This is a genomic window from Duncaniella sp. C9, from assembly GCF_004803935.1.
In the GTDB taxonomy this organism is placed as follows: domain Bacteria; phylum Bacteroidota; class Bacteroidia; order Bacteroidales; family Muribaculaceae; genus Duncaniella; species Duncaniella muris.
The window spans coordinates 987,587-1,006,086 of sequence record NZ_CP039547.1 but is presented as its reverse complement, the minus strand read 5'-3'; the positions used below and the strand labels follow the sequence as shown (position 1 = coordinate 1,006,086).

General features: G+C 56.2%; 15 protein-coding genes. 7 read left to right on the top strand and 8 right to left on the bottom strand.

What is annotated here, in order from left to right; all coding sequences use genetic code 11:
* From E7745_RS04065 to E7745_RS04045, 5 genes are all read left to right on the top strand, one after another.
* Window positions 1–3,381 carry an efflux RND transporter permease subunit gene (locus E7745_RS04065; RefSeq protein ID WP_123398104.1) on the top strand — a complete coding sequence of 1,127 codons (3,381 nt, stop codon included), beginning with the start codon at window positions 1–3 and terminating at the stop codon, window positions 3,379–3,381.
* A gap of 42 nt (window positions 3,382–3,423) precedes the next feature.
* Window positions 3,424–4,809 (top strand): TolC family protein, encoded by a 1,386-nt coding sequence (locus tag E7745_RS04060; RefSeq protein WP_123398103.1) that lies wholly within the window; start codon window positions 3,424–3,426, stop codon window positions 4,807–4,809.
* Window positions 4,810–4,838: 29 nt separating this feature from the next.
* Complete coding sequence (lpxA, locus tag E7745_RS04055; RefSeq protein WP_107031152.1) at window positions 4,839–5,627, top strand: acyl-ACP--UDP-N-acetylglucosamine O-acyltransferase; 789 nt, start codon at window positions 4,839–4,841, stop codon at window positions 5,625–5,627.
* Between the two features lie 216 nt (window positions 5,628–5,843).
* Complete coding sequence (locus E7745_RS04050) at window positions 5,844–6,398, top strand: low molecular weight protein-tyrosine-phosphatase (protein ID WP_136408361.1); 555 nt, start codon at window positions 5,844–5,846, stop codon at window positions 6,396–6,398.
* Window positions 6,399–6,419: 21 nt separating this feature from the next.
* Window positions 6,420–6,893 (top strand): cytidine deaminase, encoded by a 474-nt coding sequence (locus tag E7745_RS04045; RefSeq protein ID WP_136408360.1) that lies wholly within the window; start codon window positions 6,420–6,422, stop codon window positions 6,891–6,893.
* A 55-nt stretch (window positions 6,894–6,948) separates the two neighbouring features.
* Here the strand turns inward: E7745_RS04045 and E7745_RS04040 are convergent, their stop codons facing one another.
* From E7745_RS04040 to bioA, 7 genes are read right to left on the bottom strand one after another with little or no spacing between them, the layout of a single operon-like run.
* Window positions 6,949–7,746, bottom strand: a complete 798-nt coding sequence (locus tag E7745_RS04040; RefSeq protein ID WP_136408359.1) for a formate/nitrite transporter family protein — start codon at window positions 7,744–7,746, stop codon at window positions 6,949–6,951.
* Between the two features lie 33 nt (window positions 7,747–7,779).
* Complete coding sequence (locus E7745_RS04035) at window positions 7,780–7,968, bottom strand: hypothetical protein (protein ID WP_107031148.1); 189 nt, start codon at window positions 7,966–7,968, stop codon at window positions 7,780–7,782.
* Between the two features lie 26 nt (window positions 7,969–7,994).
* Window positions 7,995–8,660: a 3'-5' exonuclease gene (locus tag E7745_RS04030; protein ID WP_136408358.1), complete on the bottom strand. Its 666-nt coding sequence runs from the start codon at window positions 8,658–8,660 to the stop codon at window positions 7,995–7,997.
* Between the two features lie 56 nt (window positions 8,661–8,716).
* On the bottom strand, window positions 8,717–9,358 hold the full coding sequence (gene bioD, locus E7745_RS04025; protein ID WP_107031146.1) for a dethiobiotin synthase: 642 nt from the start codon (window positions 9,356–9,358) through the stop codon (window positions 8,717–8,719).
* A 23-nt stretch (window positions 9,359–9,381) separates the two neighbouring features.
* Window positions 9,382–10,806, bottom strand: coding sequence for a pimeloyl-ACP methyl esterase BioG family protein (locus tag E7745_RS04020; protein ID WP_136408357.1), 1,425 nt, complete (start codon window positions 10,804–10,806; stop codon window positions 9,382–9,384).
* Window positions 10,778–11,914 carry an 8-amino-7-oxononanoate synthase gene (locus E7745_RS04015; protein WP_168181994.1) on the bottom strand — a complete coding sequence of 379 codons (1,137 nt, stop codon included), beginning with the start codon at window positions 11,912–11,914 and terminating at the stop codon, window positions 10,778–10,780. Before E7745_RS04015 ends, E7745_RS04020 begins: the two co-directional genes overlap by 29 nt.
* Window positions 11,911–13,242: an adenosylmethionine--8-amino-7-oxononanoate transaminase gene (bioA, locus tag E7745_RS04010; RefSeq protein WP_136408355.1), complete on the bottom strand. Its 1,332-nt coding sequence runs from the start codon at window positions 13,240–13,242 to the stop codon at window positions 11,911–11,913. The genes E7745_RS04015 and bioA overlap by 4 nt, the downstream gene beginning before the upstream one ends.
* Window positions 13,243–13,359: 117 nt before the next feature.
* Here bioA and E7745_RS04005 point away from each other — a divergent pair, with 117 nt between their 5' ends.
* Complete coding sequence (locus tag E7745_RS04005) at window positions 13,360–14,601, top strand: leucine-rich repeat domain-containing protein (RefSeq protein ID WP_136408354.1); 1,242 nt, start codon at window positions 13,360–13,362, stop codon at window positions 14,599–14,601.
* A 270-nt stretch (window positions 14,602–14,871) separates the two neighbouring features.
* Complete coding sequence (locus E7745_RS04000; RefSeq protein WP_136408353.1) at window positions 14,872–15,420, top strand: outer membrane beta-barrel protein; 549 nt, start codon at window positions 14,872–14,874, stop codon at window positions 15,418–15,420.
* A gap of 717 nt (window positions 15,421–16,137) precedes the next feature.
* On the opposite strand, the gene E7745_RS03995 is transcribed toward E7745_RS04000, so the two are convergent.
* Complete coding sequence (locus tag E7745_RS03995; protein ID WP_136408352.1) at window positions 16,138–18,477, bottom strand: C10 family peptidase; 2,340 nt, start codon at window positions 18,475–18,477, stop codon at window positions 16,138–16,140.
* Window positions 18,478–18,500 lie beyond the last annotated feature (23 nt).

The window sequence follows — 18,500 nt, the reverse complement described above, 5'->3', positions numbered from 1 at the left end:
ATGAAATTAGATACATTCATCAATCGGCCGGTGCTGTCGACGGTGATTTCGATCTTCATCGTGCTTCTCGGTCTGATCGGACTCTTCTCGCTTCCCGTCACCCAGTTTCCCGACATCGCACCCCCGACCATCCGCGTTTCAACCACCTACACAGGTGCCAACGCCCAGGCCGTGCTCAACTCCGTGATCGCCCCCCTTGAAGAGTCGATCAACGGCGCCGAAGGCATGACCTACATGGAATCGACCGCCACCAACACCGGCTCGGCCGACATCACCGTATATTTCGAACAGGGCTTCGACCCCGACATGGCTGCCGTCGACGTGCAGAACCGTGTGGCCAAAGCCCAGAACCTCCTGCCCGCCGAAGTAACACAGGTGGGTGTGCTCACCCAGAAGCGCCAGAGCTCAATGCTCCTCATGGTGGCCCTCTATGACGAATCAGGCAACTACACCCAGGAGTTTCTTGACAACTACGCCAAGATCAACATGATCCCGCAGCTGCAGCGTGTGTCAGGTGTGGGCGACGTAATGTCGTTCGGCGCCGACTACTCGATGCGAATCTGGCTCAAGCCTGAGGTAATGGCCCAGTACGGTCTGATCCCGACCGACATCTCCTACGCACTTGCCGAACAGAACATCGAGGCCGCACCCGGTGCTTTCGGCGAACAGGGCGACCAGAGCTTCCAGTACACAATGAAGTACCGCGGCCGTCTGACAACCCCTGAGGAATTCGAAAAAATCGTAGTGGCAGCCAAGCCCACCGGCGAAGTGCTCCACCTCGGCGACGTGGCCGAGATCGAACTCGGCCGTGTGACCTACGGCTTCTCCAACTCGCTCAACGGCCACGCCTCTACAAGCTGTATCGTGTTCCAGACAGCAGGCTCTAACGCAACCCAGATCATCAACGACTGTCTCAAGGTGGTCGACAGCATGAAGAAAGAACTTCCGGCAGGCCTCGCAATTGCCGTGCCGATGAACAACAACGACTTCCTCAACGCTTCGATACATGAGGTGATCAAGACCCTCATAGAAGCCTTCATCCTTGTGTTCTTCGTGGTCTACGTATTCCTTCAGGACATCCGGTCGACCATCATCCCCGCCATCGCCATCCCCGTGGCCCTTGTCGGCACATTCTTCTTCATGAACCTCATCGGCTTCTCGCTGAACCTCATCACCCTCTCGGCTCTCGTGCTTGCGATCGCGATTGTGGTGGACGACGCGATAGTCGTGGTCGAGGCGGTGCACGCCAAGCTCGATGTGGGCTACAAGAGTGCGCGTAAGGCCTCTATCGACGCGATGGGTGAAATCGGTGGCGCCATCATCTCGATCACCCTCGTCATGATGCTCGTGTTCATCCCCGTGTCATTCATGACAGGAACAACCGGTGTGTTCTACCGCCAGTTCGGTCTGACAATGGCAATCTCCATCGGTCTTTCGGCGCTCAACGCGCTCACCCTCTCGCCGGCACTCTGCGCCGTGTTCCTCAAAGGCCATGATGACAACTCCACTCTTAAGGAACGCATGGGCAAAGCCTACGGAGCCGCAGCAGAAGCAGTGGCCGGAAACGCCAAACGCCGTTTCACCCTCAACATGCCCCCTCTGGTGACCTTCGCCTTCCTTGCAGCCACAATCACCTTCATGGTGCTCGGATGGTACAACATCGAACACCCCGTGAAACTGGCCATCGCTTCAGTCGTAGCCCTCATCACCATTCTCGGCATCTTCAACAAGCGCTTCCACAAGGGATTCGAAATCGGATTCGGCCGCATCCTCAGCAAATACAACAAGTGGACATCGTTCTTCATCAACCATAAGATCACCTCGTTCGGCATCGTGGCCGCCACAGTTGCCGTCCTCGTATGGCTCATGAGCATCACCACATCGACCCTCGTGCCCAACGAAGACACCGGAACGCTCTTCTGTATGGTCGACATGCCTCCGGGCACATCTCAGGAACGCACCGAAGAAGTCCTCAACCAGCTCGACGGACTCCTCGCACAGATTCCCGAAATCGAATACCGCCAGAAGATCGCCGGCTACAGCTTCATGGCCGGTCAGGGCGCCACTTACGGCACATTTATCCTCAAGCTCAAGAACTGGGAAGAGCGCAAGCGCGCCGACCAGACATCAGATGCCATCCTCGGCAAGCTCTACGGACTGACATCGGTGATCAAAGACGGCCGCGTCATGATCTTCGCACCGCCTATGATCTCAGGCTACTCGCTGACCAACGGCTTCGAAATCAAGATGCAGGACCGCACCGGCGGTGACGTCAACGCCTTCTTCGGAGTTGTGCAAGGCTTCCTCGGACAGCTCAACCAGCAGCCTGAAGTGCAGATGGCCTACACCACCTTCAACCCGGCCTTCCCGCAGTATATGATCGACATCGACGCCGCCAAGGCCAAGCAGGCCGGCATCTCGCCCAAGGACATACTCTCCACTCTCCAGGGTTACTACGGCGGTATGTACGTCTCCAACTTCAACCGTTTCGGCAAAATATATCGCGTGATGATGCAGGCAGCGCCTGAATCGCGCGTCAGCCCCGAAACCCTCTCGGCCATCAAGATCCGCAACGGCAACGAAATGGCATCGCTGTCCAACTACGTCACCCTGACCAAGGTCTACGGTCCCGACCTTCTGAACCGATTCAACATGTTCCAGTCAATCTCCGTGACCGGTCAGCCCGCTCCGGGCTACACCTCAGGCGACTGTCTCGCAGCAATCGAACGAGTGGCCGCCGAGACTCTCCCCGCAGGCTTCGGCTATGAATACTCAGGTATGACCCGCGAGGAAGCCTCGTCAGGCGCAGGCTCGACAACCGCCATCATCTTCGGCCTCTGTCTGCTCTTCGTCTACCTGCTTCTCTCGGCTCAGTATGAAAGCTACATCCTCCCCTGGGCGGTTATCTTCTCGATTCCCTTCGGCCTCATGGGCACCTTCATCTTCGCTCAGATCTTTGACATCTCGAACAACATCTATCTGCAGATCGCGCTCATCATGCTCATCGGTCTTCTTGCCAAGAACGCCATCCTTATCGTGGAATTCGCCGTTGAACGCCGCCGCACAGGCATGTCGATCGTCAACGCAGCCATCCAGGGTGCCACCGCCCGTCTGCGCCCGATCCTCATGACATCACTGGCCATGATCATCGGTCTTCTCCCGATGATGTTCGCCACCGGCGCCGGCGCAAACGGTAACCGCGCCCTCGGCACAGGCTCTATCGGCGGTATGCTAATAGGCATGATCCTCCAGGTGCTCATCGTGCCCGCCCTCTTCGTGATCTTCCAGAAGATCCAGGAAAAGATCACTCCGCTCAAGTGGGAAGACACTGACAATGAAGGCATCGAAAACGAAATCGAGCAGTACACCCCCTCTCATTGATCCCGGCCAAAACAGAGTTACTGATTCTAACAACTCAGACAAATGAAAATCAAACAGCTTTCACTCATTCTTGCAGTCGGCGTGAGCACTTCGGTGCTCACCGGCTGCGGAATCTACAATAAATACAACGCCGAAAAAATCGACAGCGACCTTGTAAAGGAATATGCCGAGGCTCTCAAGCAGCAGGACGACTCCACCGCCTTCGGCAACCTCTCTTGGCGTTCGGTGTTCACAGATCCGGCCCTCGTCGACCTCATTGACCGCGCTCTGGCCAACAACAAAGACCTCCGCAACGCCAAACTCAATGTCGACATTGCCCACGCTCAGCTCAAAGGCGCAAAACTCAGCTATCTCCCATCGCTCACCTTCGCCCCCGGCGTCAACGGAGCCAAATATGGCCACAGCGATCTGAGCTGGAACTACCAGCTCCCGCTCGCCGTCAACTGGGAGATAGACATCTTCGGCAAGATCCTCAACACCAAACGCGGTGCACAGGTGGCTGAGATGCAGACCAGATACTACGAACAGGCCGTCCGCTCGCAGATCATCGCAGGCGTGGCCCAGTGCTACTATTCAATCGCAGCCCTCGAATCTCAGCTCAAACTCTCGCGCGAGACTTCCGAACTCTGGAAGGAAAGCGTCAACGTAATGCGCAACCTCAAGGAAGCCGGACGCCTGAGAGAAGACGCCGTGGTGCAGAGCCTTGCCCAGTACTACAGCATCGAGGCCACAATCACCGACATCGAACTCTCGCTCCACGAGGCCAACAACACCCTCTCGCTCCTGGTCAACGAAATGCCTCAGAAGTGGACCATCTCGCCTGACGCCACTCTGAACGTCCCCGTGATGAAGCGCACCGCCATTCCGATGGCAGAACTCGCCGTGCGCCCCGATGTACGCGCCTCTGAAATGACCCTCGCATCGGCATTCTACTCCACCGCATCGGCCCGCGCCGCTTTCTATCCCAGCCTCAACATCACTGCCAACGGCGGTTTCACCGACGCGCTCGGCTCAGCCATCCTCAATCCCCACGGATGGTTCCTCCAGCTTGCCGGAAGCCTCACCGCTCCCATCTTCGCCCGCGGACAGAACATAGCCCGCCTCCAAGCGGCAAAGGCTCAGCAGCAGCAGGCCCTCAACAACTTCGAATATGCCATCATGAGCGCCTCGGCTGACATCAGCGACGCCATGACCGTCTACGAAAAGAGCATGCAGAAACAGCAGTGGCTCACCCTCCAGGTCGAGAACCTCACCAAGGCTGTGGAAGTCACCAACGAGCTCCTGCTCTTCGACGGCTCGACCACATATCTCGAAGTGCTCACCGCCCAGAAGAACCTGCTTGGAGCACAGACCGCACAGATCACCACAAATCTGGCCGCCGCACAGTCTGTCATCAACCTCTATCAGAACCTCGGCGGCGGACGCTGACGAATCCTAACCCTTAACACTGATTACACATGATTAGCGACAAAGCTCACATCGACCCCTCGGCCAAGATAGGCGAGAACGTAACCATCCATCCTTTCGCCTACATCGACAAAGATGTGGTGATCGGAGACAACACCGTGATCATGCCCTTCGCAAGCATCATCCGCGGAACACGCCTCGGCAAGAACTGCAAGGTTTTTCAGAGCGCGATAGTAGGAGCCGATCCCCAGGACTTCCGCTGGAAGGGTGGATTCACATACTGCTACATCGGCGACAACGTGGTAATCCGCGAGAACGTCATCATCAACCGCGGCATAGAGACCGAAGGCGGCACCCGCATCGGCGACGACTGCTTCCTGATGGCCAACTCTCACGTAGGCCATGACTCGCACCTCAAGGGCAAGGACGTGATCGGCAACAACGTATCGATTGCCGGCGACGTGGAGATCGGCGAATGCTCCATCCTCTCGTCAAGCGTAGTGGTCCACGAGAATTCACGCATCGGCGACTGGGTGCTCATCAAAGGCGGATGCCGCATCACCGGCAACGTGCCTCCCTTCTGCATCATGGCCCACAACCCGACATCCTATTTCGGCGTCAACGCCACAATCCTGCGCAAACAGGGCATGGACGAGGAGCGCATCGATGACATAGCCAAGTGCTACCGCCACATCTATCAGACCGGCACCTCGGTGTTCAACGCCATGCGCCGCATCGAAGCCGACGTGGAAGACACTCCCGAACGTGACAACATCCTCTCGTTCATCAACAGTGTCAACCTCCGCATCGTAGCCGTGCCCCGCGACCTCGAACAGTAAGCCGGCACCACGATACCGCAGCATTTCCATAAAACTTGCTTTTCAATAACCCCACTGACGCCCCGCCATGCAACAAGCCGCGGGGCGTCAGTGTTTATATATATGTGGAATTTTATTAGTATATTTGCACTTGCCATGCAGCCTGAGACCTCATCCGGACATCCACGGCCGGAACCGGCTGCTCAATGACACTTTCTGACAGAACGAATCATATACATGACCGGAACCAACACTGAAAATACAATCGACGCCCTACGGCGCATCTATCACTCCGAGCAAGCGGTGAGAGTGCTCTTCGTCTGCCTCGGCAACATCTGCCGCTCGCCGGCGGCTGACGGCATCATGCACGATATTGTGAAACGCGAAGACGAGGCTGACAGATGGATCATCGACTCGGCCGGAACCGGAGGCTATCACGTGGGCGATCTGCCCGACCGCCGTATGCGCCTCCACGCACGTCAGCGCGGTCTCGACCTGAACCACCGCTGCCGCCAGGTAAGCGAGTCGGATTTCGATGATTTCGACATTGTCATCGGAATGGATGCCTCAAACATCTCCAACCTGCGCCGGATAGCCCCCTCGCCACAGGCCGAGGCCAAGATAGTGCCCATGTCAGCCTTCTTCGCCCCGTCGGAGCGCTACGACCATGTGCCCGATCCCTACTATGAAGGTTCCGAAGGCTTCGAACTGGTACTCGACCTCCTGCAGGACGGTTGCCGACGGCTTTTCGACACCGTAAGGACCAATAAAAGACAACAAGAATATATCTGATTCCGACTTATCCTCCCGATTATGAAGACATTTGATATCACCATACCCGTCACCGAGGCCTCGTTCGAGGAACTCAGCCTAGAACAGCAGACACTCGTCACCCTCGCCCGCAAAGCCACCTTCCGCAGCTATGCGCCTTACAGCAAATTCAGCGTCGGAGCGGCCATACTGCTCGACAACGGCGAGATGCTCAGCGGATCAAATCAGGAAAACGCCGCCTATCCATCGGGAACCTGCGCCGAACGCACCACTGCGTTCTACGCCCACTCCACCTATCCCGATGCAAAATTCAAGACCATAGCAATCGCGGCCCGCGGAACAGACGGAAAGGAACTCGACTCGCCCATCTCGCCCTGCGGAGCCTGCCGCCAGGTGTTGCTTGAATATGAGACTCTCGCCGGAGCTGACGTGCCCGTCATACTTGCAGGCGCGGGGCGCTGCTTCATCTTCCCCTCGGTCAAGTCGCTCCTGCCCTACTGCTTTTCTGAATTCTGATTACGGCAAAATCCAGTCTGTGAGCCGGTGTATGTGTGGGTGAAGCCGTCAGACACTATTTGCGCCGGATTCCGTGAAGATAGCCGTAGACGGTGCCTACAAGCAAGGCGCCACCTATTATATTGCCTATTGTGGCAGGGATGAGATTGCGCCACACTGCTTCGCCTATGCCTATCTCAGCCCCCTCCATCATACCGAGCGGAATGAAAAACATATTGGCTATCGAGTGCTCGTAGCCCAGCACCACGAAGGCCATCACCGGAAGCCAGCAGCCGAGAGCCTTCTCGAAGAAGGTCTTTCCGGCCAAGGCAAGCCACACGGCCAGACAGACACACCAGTTGGCACCTATGCCCTTGAGTAGCACTGTGAGCCAGGGCATCGACACCTTGGCCTTGGCAATGCCGGTGATCGCGCTGTGGTAAGGCTCGGCCGAAGTCAGCCCGCAGGCATAGACCATGAGCCAGGTGAACAGCAGCGCGCCGATGAAGTTGCCGATGTAGACAAGCGTCCAGTTGCGCACCACCGTGGCCATCGAATGCTCGCGCTTCATGTAGGAAGGTATCAGCAGAGCGTTGTTACCGGTGAAGAGTTCGGCGCCGAGCACCACCACGAGTATCAGCCCGATCGGGAACATGCACCCGCTCAGCAGTTTCTGCATCGATGGATTGCCGCCGGTGATTTCCGGAAACCCGAAGCCCACCACGAGCGAGAGTATTCCGCCGAGAGCTATGTAGGCCCCGGCGAGACAGGCGGCTGTCAGCAGGCGGCCGGTACTGTTGACTGTAAGCGAGGCCTTGGCGGCGCCGGCCGAGGCGGCGGTTTCGGTGATTTCGCGTGGAATTCTGATCTGCATGGCTGATAATGTCGGTTTTATGTGGGAGGATGGTTACGGTCGCTGCCGTTCGCGCTTCTTGAGGAAGAGATGGAGCAGCGCTATAATAATGAGGGTCAGGCCTATCACTCCGAAATAGTAGAAATAGTGGCCCTGGCGGTATTCGGGGAACCCGATGTAGCTCATCACTGCGAGATAGACAAGCAGAATGAGAGGGATGAAAGTTGAACGGCGTAGTTTCATGCTATACTTAAGATAAGGTTTTATGATCAGTTGTTGCCGCTGTCGGCGGCATCGCTGCTGTCGGCTGTGACAATAGGGTGAAGATAGGCCGACTCGGCCGGGTCGAAGCCTCCGTCAGTCAGAAGATTGTAGATCCTCAGACAGGCCCATGCATCGATCGAGGCATAGTTCTGCTGTCCGGGCGAAAGTTCGGCGGCTTCCCAGTTGCTGAGACGCTGACTCTTGGAGATACGCCCGCTGAAGAGAATGCCGTAGATTTTCTGCAGGCTCGAATCGCTTATGCGGAATGTTTTGACCACAGCCTGCAGATCTACGAAATTCTGCGGCTCGAAGGCCGCTATGCGGTGCAGCACATGGAAATCGTCGCGCAGCGACAGCCCTACCTTCACCACATCATCGGTCTCCATGAACTCGCGCATCTCCTGGAAGAAGCCGAGCTTGTTGAGGCGGAACAGGAAGCTGTGGTCGAGGGTCGAGATCTGGATCAGCGACACGGTGTTGGTCTGTCCCTTGCGGAAATTTGGCTTGGTCTCGGTGTCGAAGCCTACGGTGCCGCATTTGCGCAGATAGCGCAGGGCCGCGCGGGCGTCACCTACGTTGTCAAGCACAGTGATCTTTCCTGGAAACTCGACTGTCGGCAGCACCGATAGCTCCTCCTTTGATATGGATATGCTGTATTGGTTGATGTCCATGATGTGGATTAGGGTCTTTTATCGCCGCAAAGTTACGAATTATTTGTGTAATTTCCTCAGTCCTGAAGGCTGGGGACGGTGGCGAAGCGGGCTGCGGGGAAGTGGCGGCTTACGTAGCGGCGCAGAAAGCCCTGGGTGTCTTCGGCTATGACGCGGTCGGTGTCGAAATGCTCGTTGTAGATGAGCGCGGCAAGTTCTATGCCGCGCGCTTTGATGGCCTCAAGCGAGAGCACTGTGTGGTTGATCGACCCAAGCACTCCGTTGGCCACAAGTATGAGCGGCAGTCTGCGCGAACTTACGTAGTCGATGGTGAAGAAGTCATCGGTCACCGGGACCATCAGTCCTCCGGCACCCTCGATGAGCACAATGTCATAACGCTCTTTGAGTTTGCGGGTGGCCTCGTCGATCACCGCGAGGTCGATCTCACGCCCGTCAAGACGCGCGGCCAGCTGGGCCGAGGCGGGATAGGAGAAGATAACCGGAGCTGTGGTGTGGTCGAGGTCCTCCGGCAGCATTTCCACTCCCATAATCTTGCGGTGCAGGTCGATGTCTTCCGAAAATCCGGTGTTGCCGGTCTGGATGAATTTCTGGGTGATCACGCTCTTGCCTTCCTTCATAATGAGTGAAGCAAGATAACCGGTGACGTAGCTCTTGCCGGCGTCGGTGTCTATGCCTGAAATGAAATATGCCTGGCTCATAGGTCGGTTTTGAGTTCAGTTTTTTAGAGAGTGTTTAATAACACCCTCTTGAGTGATATATAGATCGGGTTATAGGTCAGCGAGGCGCTTCCGTCGGCCTCGGCGGGATAAAGGCGGAGCACTTCGCGCGCCCGCGCGCCGCCGTTGTCGCTGCTCAGGGCATTGACGCCTGTGAGTTTGACGTGGCGCAGGGCTTCGAGGGGCGAGCCAAAGCGCAGGGTGCGCTCCTCTTCCTCGAAACACAGGGTGTGCAGCGAGGGGGGTATCATGCGCCGGAGGGTTGCGGCAGGCGGATAGTGGGTGGCCTGCGGGAGAATGTCGCGTATCTGGCGCATGGTAGCCGGGCCGAAGGTGGAGATGAAGGCCAGGCCTCCCGGACGCAGCACTCTTGCGGTCTGGCGCAGGAATTCAGGCAGCGAGTTGAACCACTGGACCGTGGAGGCCGAGAAGATCATGTCGACCGAGGCGTCAGGCAGCTGTCTGATCTGAGTCTCCGCATCGCATTCAAGGGCTTTTATGCGGCCGCAGCCGGCTGCGCGGCTGAAAGCGTGGGGTATGTGGAGGTCCCAGCCCGTGATTTCGGCATCAGGAAAGGCCTCGGCAAGCATGCGGGTGGTCAGCCCGGTGCCGCAGCCTATCTCAAGGATTGTGCGGCAATGCTCGCCACCAGCCGCTATGGCCTTCGAGCAGAGTTTTTCGGCAATCTGGCGCTGGACCACGGCATTGTCATCATAGGTCTCTCCGGCGCGGCCGAATTTTTCAGCCACAAGGCCTTTTTCGGTTATGAATTCATTGATTATAGCCTGAAAATCGGGCAGATGCGGGCCATCAGCTACTGTCAGAGTCTCGACAGCCTCGCCGCCTTGCCATGCGCGCAGCTGGTTTTCTGGCGGAATGATGCGGTCGGCTGTGCCTACTATTGCGGTGTCCCAGATGGCTCCGCAGGCATCGCCCGCGCTCTCCACAGCCACAAGTTCGGCCCGCAGGCCGTCGATGTCGCGCGCGGGGAGGGTCAGGGAGAATCTGCGGTAGCTCTCCGCAGAGCCACACATGCGCAGGTTGAATTTCGAGAGGGTCTTTTCGCTCAGTCCGGCGAGAGTGCCGCGAAAAATGGCTTCGGGTATGCCGAGAGAGTCACTGACCGGGTGCATGGTGCCGTTGACGGCTATGCGGGCGCTGACCGGAAGCTCAAGATGGGCGGCCAGAAAGCGGGTGGCGGCCGGAACGCCGAACGACCAGCCTATTACGGCTATCTCGCGATACTGTTCAAGCTCCTCCACAAGGGAGGGAGGAAATGCGGGCTCCCGGTAGTCCCACACGGCAATGATCCTGTAGCCTTCCTGCTTCAGCGAGGCAAAAGGCTTTTCGTCCATACCCCATCCGGCAAAGATGAGTATGGCGCGCTCAGGCGCATTCGGGTCAGTCGGCGGAAATACGTGAAATTTCATTGGCTAAGCGGTCTATGTCAGCGGTGGTCATGGCCGCGCTCAGGCTGATACGCAGGCGTTCGGTGCCGGGAGGCACCGTCGGGGTGCGTATCGGGAGCACTTTCAGCCCGGCGTCGAGCAGCCTGCGTGAAAAGCTGACGGCCTTTTCGGCAGAGCCGAGGACCAGTGGCTGGATGTGGCTTGGAGTTATGGTGAAGTCAGGAGAGAGCGGCTGCAGACTCTCGCGCAGGCGGTGGCCGAGTTGGCGCAGGTGATCGCGCTCGCTGTCCATGAGCAGTATTTTTTCAAGCAGGAAGCGGGTCCACTCTGCCGTAATGGGGGGCAGGGCGGTGGAGAAGATCAGGCTGCGCGAACGGTTGACGAGATAGTCGCGGACCACGGGCGAGACGGCGCAGAAGGCTCCCATCGAGGCGAATGCCTTGCCGAAAGTGCCGACAACCACGTCGACATCGGCGTAGCATTCCGAGGCGCGACAGAGTCCGAGTCCGCCGGGGCCTTCGGCTCCTACGGCGTGGGCCTCGTCGATATAGAGCATGGCTCCCGGAGTGCGCCGACGCAGGGCGGCGAGACCGCTGATGTCGGCCCGGTCACCGTCCATGCTGTAGACGCTTTCGGCCACAATGAGCACCGAGTCATATTTTCCGGCCGCCTTGGCCAGTATGCGTTCGAGATGGCCGAGATCGTTGTGGCGGAAGCGTTCGAAGGGCGCTTTTGACAGGACTATGCCGTCGATGATGCTCGCATGGACCAGCTTGTCGGCCACGATGAGGGTCCGGCTGTCAGCCAGGGCCGCTATCAGCCCCGTGTTGGCATGATAGCCGCTGTTCATCAGCAGGCAAGGCCGTCCGTAAAGCTCGCCGAGGCGGCGTTCGAGAGCATCATATTCCCGCTGGCGGGCGCTCAGCAGGCGCGAGGCCGATGAGCTCATGGGGATGCGTCTCCGCTGCGGATCGGCAAAGAATTCCTCCTGCAGCTCCGGGCGCGCGGCCAGTCCGAGATAGTCGTTTGACGAGAAATCGGTCACAGCTTCCGCGACACATTCCTCAGGAATGGTCCGCAGATTTCCGCCCAGGCGCAGCGAGTCGAGTATGTCAGCGTATTTTTTCACTTTATGCACTCGATCATCTGCTCTATCAGGCGCCGCAGGTCGGAGTCTGATATAATATAAGGTGGCATTATGTAGACATTGCGGCCGAAGGGTCTCACCCAGATGCCGCGCTCCACGCAGCGCTTCTGGAATTCGCCCACGTTGACCGGCTCTTCCATCTCGATCACGCCGATTGCGCCGAGCACTCTGACATCTCTGACACCTGGCACTCTGACGGCGGCTATCAGATGGCGCCGCATGAGGGTTTCTATATGGTTGATGCGAGCTTCCATGTTCTGGCTGCGCAGCAGTTTCAGCGAGGCCACGGCCACAGCGCAGGCCAGAGGGTTGGCCATGAATGTCGGGCCGTGCATCATCACACCGGCCTCGCCTCGCGAGATGGTGTCGGCCACATCACGCGATGTCATCACGGCGCTCATGGTCATATAGCCGGCGGTCAGGCCTTTGCCTATACACATGATGTCGGGCTCCACTCCGGCGTGTTCCAAGGCGAAACATTTGCCCGTGCGCCAGAATCCGGTGGCGATTTCGTCGAATATCAGATAAATGCCGGCTTCGTCACAGAGACGACGCGCCTCGCGGAGATATTGCGGATGGTAGAAGCGCATCCCTCCGGCACCCTGCACCACGGGTTCGAGTATCAGGGCTGCGAGCTCGTCCCTGTGGCTGCGGATAATCTCGGCCAGAGGCTCTATGTCGGCGGGATCCCAGAGTCCGTCAAAAGTCACCTGCGGAGCGGGGGCGAAGAAGCGGATGGGAAGCGCCGGGCCGAAGACTCCGTGCATACCGGTGACGGGGTCGCAGACGCTCATAGCGTTCCAGGTGTCGCCGTGATAGCCGCTTCGGATGGTGACGAAATTGGTCTTCCGATGGTCGCCCGAACGCGATACCGATGCCTGCACCGCCATTTTCATGGCCACTTCGATGGCCACCGAGCCGGAATCGGCATAGAAGATGTTGTTCATCGACGGCGGAGCCATCTCCAGCAGGAGCTTGCCGAGCTCTATTGCCGGCTCATGGGTGAGGCCTCCAAACATCACATGGCTCATCTTCGATATCTGACGCTCTACTGCGGCATTGATCACCGGGTGGTTGTAGCCGTGGATGGTACACCACCATGACGACATGCCGTCAATCAGCTCGCGGCCGTCGGCAAGGCGCAGGCGCACTCCGGAGGCCGAGTCGACCTTATAGGTCGGCAGCGGATCGATGGTCGATGTGTAGGGATGCCAGAGATGTTCGCGGTCGAAGCTGTCATGAAGCGAGTCTTCGCCACCACATATATTATATATAGTGTCAGCCGGGCTGACTTCTGTGTCTGATTGCATGGTTTGACTGGATGGTTTTGTTATTGCAAAATTAGCAAATATTCATTGAAATATTGCAAAAACGACTCCAACATCGTATATTTGCAACATACACCAAATTCATTCATCGCATTACCAATGAGAAACAAGATTTTATCGGCTGCAATCGGTCTCGGCACTGCCTTAGGCCTTCATGCAGCAGACAAAGTGACCTTTACCTATGAAGGCTTAAACTACAATATTCTCTCTGAAGCCGACAAAACCTGTGAAGTGGGCCGACACGACAAAAATGCCCAGCTCAGTTCGGTAGTGATACCAGAAACCGTGGAATACAACGGCACAGCATACACCGTCACAGCTCTTGGCGACAGCGCATTCTACGGCAATGGCTATCTGACCGCGCTAAAAATTCCTGAGACCGTCACTGTCATCAAAAGCTGTGCCATTTCGCAGACACTCAGACTTTTCGAACTCAGGCTTCCCAACAGCGTCACAGAAGTGGAGCCACGTGGAGTATATGGCAACCGGAGTCTCTATGCTCTGTGGATCAGCACGGGAATGCGTGAGATAAACCGCGAGGCATTCAACGCCAACCCAGCACTTACCGCAATAGTGATTCCAGAAGGCATTGAGATTATTCACGATGATGCTTTCAACTATTGCTCAAGGGCCACAACTCTCATTATCAGCTCCACAGTCACCACGATCAGCAAAATGGCTTTTGCCGGTTGCTCCAGTCTCACTAATGTGAAGATACCCGGAAATGTTCAGGAAATAGGGAATGAGGCTTTCAGCTACTGCGCAAAATTGGCCACCGTAACAATTGAAGAAGCCTCTCAGCCACTGAAATTAGGCTCTGACGTTTTTGGACATGGCATATATACCGCCAATCCGAACAATGACGCATGGTGCCGCCTTAAAACTCTGAATCTCAACCGCTCATGGACCTGCACTGCGACTGATGTCAATGGCCTGCCGTTTTCAAAACGTTCCACTCTCCAGACCATCAATATCGGCGAGGCCGTCTCGTCAATTCCTGATAATTCGTTTGCCGGCTGCGACAACGTGACGGCCATCAATATCAACCGCGACACCGCACCCTACGCAAACTCGTCGGTTTTCTCGACCCAAGTTTTTGCCGGAGCAACTCTCACGGTGCCAGAAAGCGCTCTTGAAGCCTATAAGGCCAACAGCCTATGGGGACGCTTCGCCAAGATCGAGGGCACGGCCGAGTCAGGCATAGCCGATATAGAGGCCGATGCGGCAGGTATTACCGAATACTTCGATCTCTGCGGACGCCGCGTAGACGGCACTCCCTCGGCCGGCATCTACATTTTCCGCCGTGCCGACGGTTCGACAGGCAAAGTGCTCATCCGATAAACAATGAGTATATCTGATAACCGGGAGGCTTGCATTTGCAAGCCTCCCGGTTATGTCTATCGCCCCAATTACCAACTGTTTATAACCAAAATCAGATCAAACAATTTAAAAATATTATCGAAAAATTTTTAATTTTTATAAATTTTATCATATCTTTGTGACGAAATACTATATCTCACACACGAAATATACACATTTCAACCTAAACAACTCGTTTTCAACCCTTAGAAACAAACACTTTTTTATTACTAACCTTTAATAATTCACATTATGAAAAAGTTCTTAGTTATGGCCGTTATGGCTATTATGGCACTCGGTGTATCCGCACAGGTTTATGTAGGTGGTTCTATCGGCGCATGGCGTGATGGTTCTAGTAAATTGACCCACATCAATATCCTTCCTGAAGTTGGTTATAATCTCAATGATACTTGGGCGATCGGAACAGTTATCGGTTGGGATTACAAGCATCAGCATGAAGCAACCCTCAATCTGGTGAAATTCGACCCGTATGCACGCTACTCTTTCATTAAATCCGGCAACCTCAGCCTTTTCGTTGACGGTGGCATTGACCTCGGCTTCGGTAAAGCCAAATTCGGCGATGATTCTTCTGATACTGCCGTTACTTATGGTATCGGCTTCAAACCCGGTGTATCTTATGCACTTTCTGACAAATGCTCTCTCGTTGCTCACTTCGGTTTCCTTGGTTATCTTGATGGTAATGATGAAGCTAAAGCAGCAGGTAACCTTGTTGGCTATGAATATGGCTGGGGATTCAATTTCTCAAACAACCTTTCTTTCGGTTTCTACTACAACTTCTAAATCCCGCACCGGTTTAGCCTCCTGAGAGGCTTTGCCTACGGAATAAAAAAACGCGCGCGGCGTCTGCCCTTCATCCGGGCCGACGCCGCGTTTGTTTCCCCCCGCCATGCCACACGGTCGCGGAGGGCGGGTGCAACATGCCGGATCCACACGGACGCGGAGGGGCGGGTGTCCGACAGGACATTGATTTACCATCACGATACGGACGTAAGACGCGAACTCCCGGTTAAGCCTCATTCCGACGCCCGCCTTACGGATCCGTAAATCCGTGTCCTCACGGACACGATACGACGGGGGAATCATAAACCCGTGACACCTGCGCGCAAGGCGCTGCGGTGTCACGGGCTATGAGTAAATCGATGTCCTAACGGACATCACCATCCGGTACCACACGCCCACAGGGACGGTGGAAACATCGGAACCGCATCCGCATGGTCGCAGAGGGCGGGTGCAACATGCCGGATCCACACGGACGCGGAGGGCGGGTGCAACATGCCGGATCCGCACGGACGCGGGGAGCGGGTGTCCGGCAGGACACCGATTTAATAGTAGCCCCCGACACCGCAGCGCAAAGCGCGCAGGTGTCGGGGGGGTAGATAGTATCCTTTTTGATAATGTCCGACAGGACATTGATTTACCATCACGCCAAAGCCATATCAGCCCGGCTGCGGGGGATGGAGGAATATAAACGCGGACGTGTCCGGATGGTCGTGGGGATTAACGGATCCGGATTTTGGTCACGTTGCCGCCCTGACGGCGGATGTAGATGCCGGGAGTAAGATTGTCGGCATTTACCGGCATACCCTGGATGTTGAAATACTCAACCGGGGCATTGCCGTCGGCTTCGATATCGGTTATGCCACTGGTGTCGCCGATGGTGAAGTAGACATTCCCAGCTGTGACATACTCTTCTTTGCCTGCATTGTTGACCACAGCCACCACATAGTAGCGCTGTCCGGCAACGGCTTTGGGAAGAGAGAGCGAGACGGTCTCGGTGGCAGTCCGGCCTGCGCTTACATAAACCGGCACAGTCTTTTTTGCTACTACCGTACCCAGGAAACCTGACTGGAATACACGCAGTTCAAAATCACGGTAGACAACTCCGGTAAGACCTTCAACTGAAACAGAGACCTTGATGTCATTGGGATCGACCGCTTCGGCATTGGCTACAGAAACCGTAATCGGACTCTTGTAGGTGGGCTTCGGAACTCTTGAATTGACTGTCACGGGGCAGGTGCCCAGCATGGTGTAGGCTCCGTTTTCAACCATTGCGATGGCAAATGTCCATTCACCAGGATCAACCGATAGCCCCTTGTCATAGAACCAGTCTGTCACAAATTCAAAGGGAGTGCCTTCAGGCGAGAAGTCAAGAGTGATGTTGCTGTTCGAATAGGCGCGTACCGACTTGTCGGGATTGAGGAGCACGGCCTTGACAGCTGTGCTTGTCTCGGCTCTGCCGGTGAAGCGGGCCACTCCTGAGATTTTGACGCTGCTGTCGATATAGAAATCGCCGTGGGTGTCAATGTTCTCCACAATCAGATCGCCGGCCTTGGGAATTGAAGATTCCACAATCTGTCCGCTTTTGACGGTGATAAGCACATAGCCGGCCACAGTGGGAGGACACTGGAAGTTGTATTCCTCGCCATCGATACGCACAGCCGGATAGACACGATAAGTGCCGTCGGGAAGGCCTGAGATCTTGGCCATCATCGAACGGGCAGTCACGGTATTTCCGGTAACAATGTCAATGCCCCAGTTCCTGCACACAGGCGAAACTACGGTGCTGGTGGATATCTTTTTGCTTCCGTCCTCGCTGAATATCTGATAGATGAACTCACCGCTGACAGTATAGGGTGAGCGGTTTACGAAGGTGCCGTGTATGTTGAAATATGTGTTTCCGGCATAGGCGTTCGTAAGATCATCAATGCAGAAAGTGTAGCGGCGGGGAGAGTCAGCGCCGGTGGAAGGCTTTATGCCGAGGAGCGCACCCTGGTTGCTGGTGTAGTCACCTGTACCGCCACCTGTACCGAGGCTGCTCGGCTTGAGCATAGACAGGCTGAAATAGCCGTCGCCGAGGCCGGACCAACCCCAGTTGAAGTGGAAATAACCGTCTTTGTCATAGCCGTCGCAGACAAAACAGTGAGCTCCGCCCCAGTAGACCATCGGGCCGCAGTTTTTGAGGTTGTCATAGACCATCTGCTCCCACTCGTCGGTGGTGTGGAAGCTGCGGAACTCGTTGTGTATGTCAAGGTCATATCTGAAATATGACACAAGGGCATTGCCAACCTGCTCTTGGTAGGCGGCCGAGGCATCGGAGGCATATCTCATGCGGAGCGAGTAGCCGCAGGCCTGCATCAGCTTGGCTACGGCGTCGGCCTGGGTTTCGGTGTACTGACCATATGTATATGTGTCGGTCATGCTGGCCCAGTCGAATTCATAGTTGCTGAAGTCCTCGGTGAGGGTTTCGTTGTTCCATTTGTAGCTGAGATTTGCATTTTCAGCCACCTTGTCAGGCCAGTTGTGATATTTCATCACCTGGGCCATAGCGGTGGCAACGCAACCGGTGTAGGTTGGGCGTCCTGATGACTTGGGGCAGAATGTATTGTAAGGCGCTCCCTGGTCCCAGCGGGTGGCTACAAGAGGAGCTATCGGCTCACGGGGATCGCCTGCGCGGCTGACAGAGCGGCTGTAAGGCTCGGCTCCGAAGTCAGAAGCCATACGGATTCCGTCGGCGCAGAGGTCGAGCCAACCTTTGAAATTATCGGGAAGATCAGCGGGATCAATCGAACCGCTTTCACTGTAGCCCACGAGCGGAATGGCCACATCATCAGCCGATACAATCATCCAGCCCCCTTCAGGACGGTTGAACACATAGAGAGCCGGAGCATCGGCCTGACCCACTGTCATAACCGGAGCCACAGAGGCTGATGCCGTTGAGCGTGATACCGATTGACCGGTGACACGCCCCAGCGCTTCGGCAGGGCTGAGACTGCGCGCTGTGGCTGTAGGGCCGCCGAGCATGACGGCCAGAGACAAAAGCAATAGAGGTTTACGCATAAGGTTGTAAAGAATAGAGAATT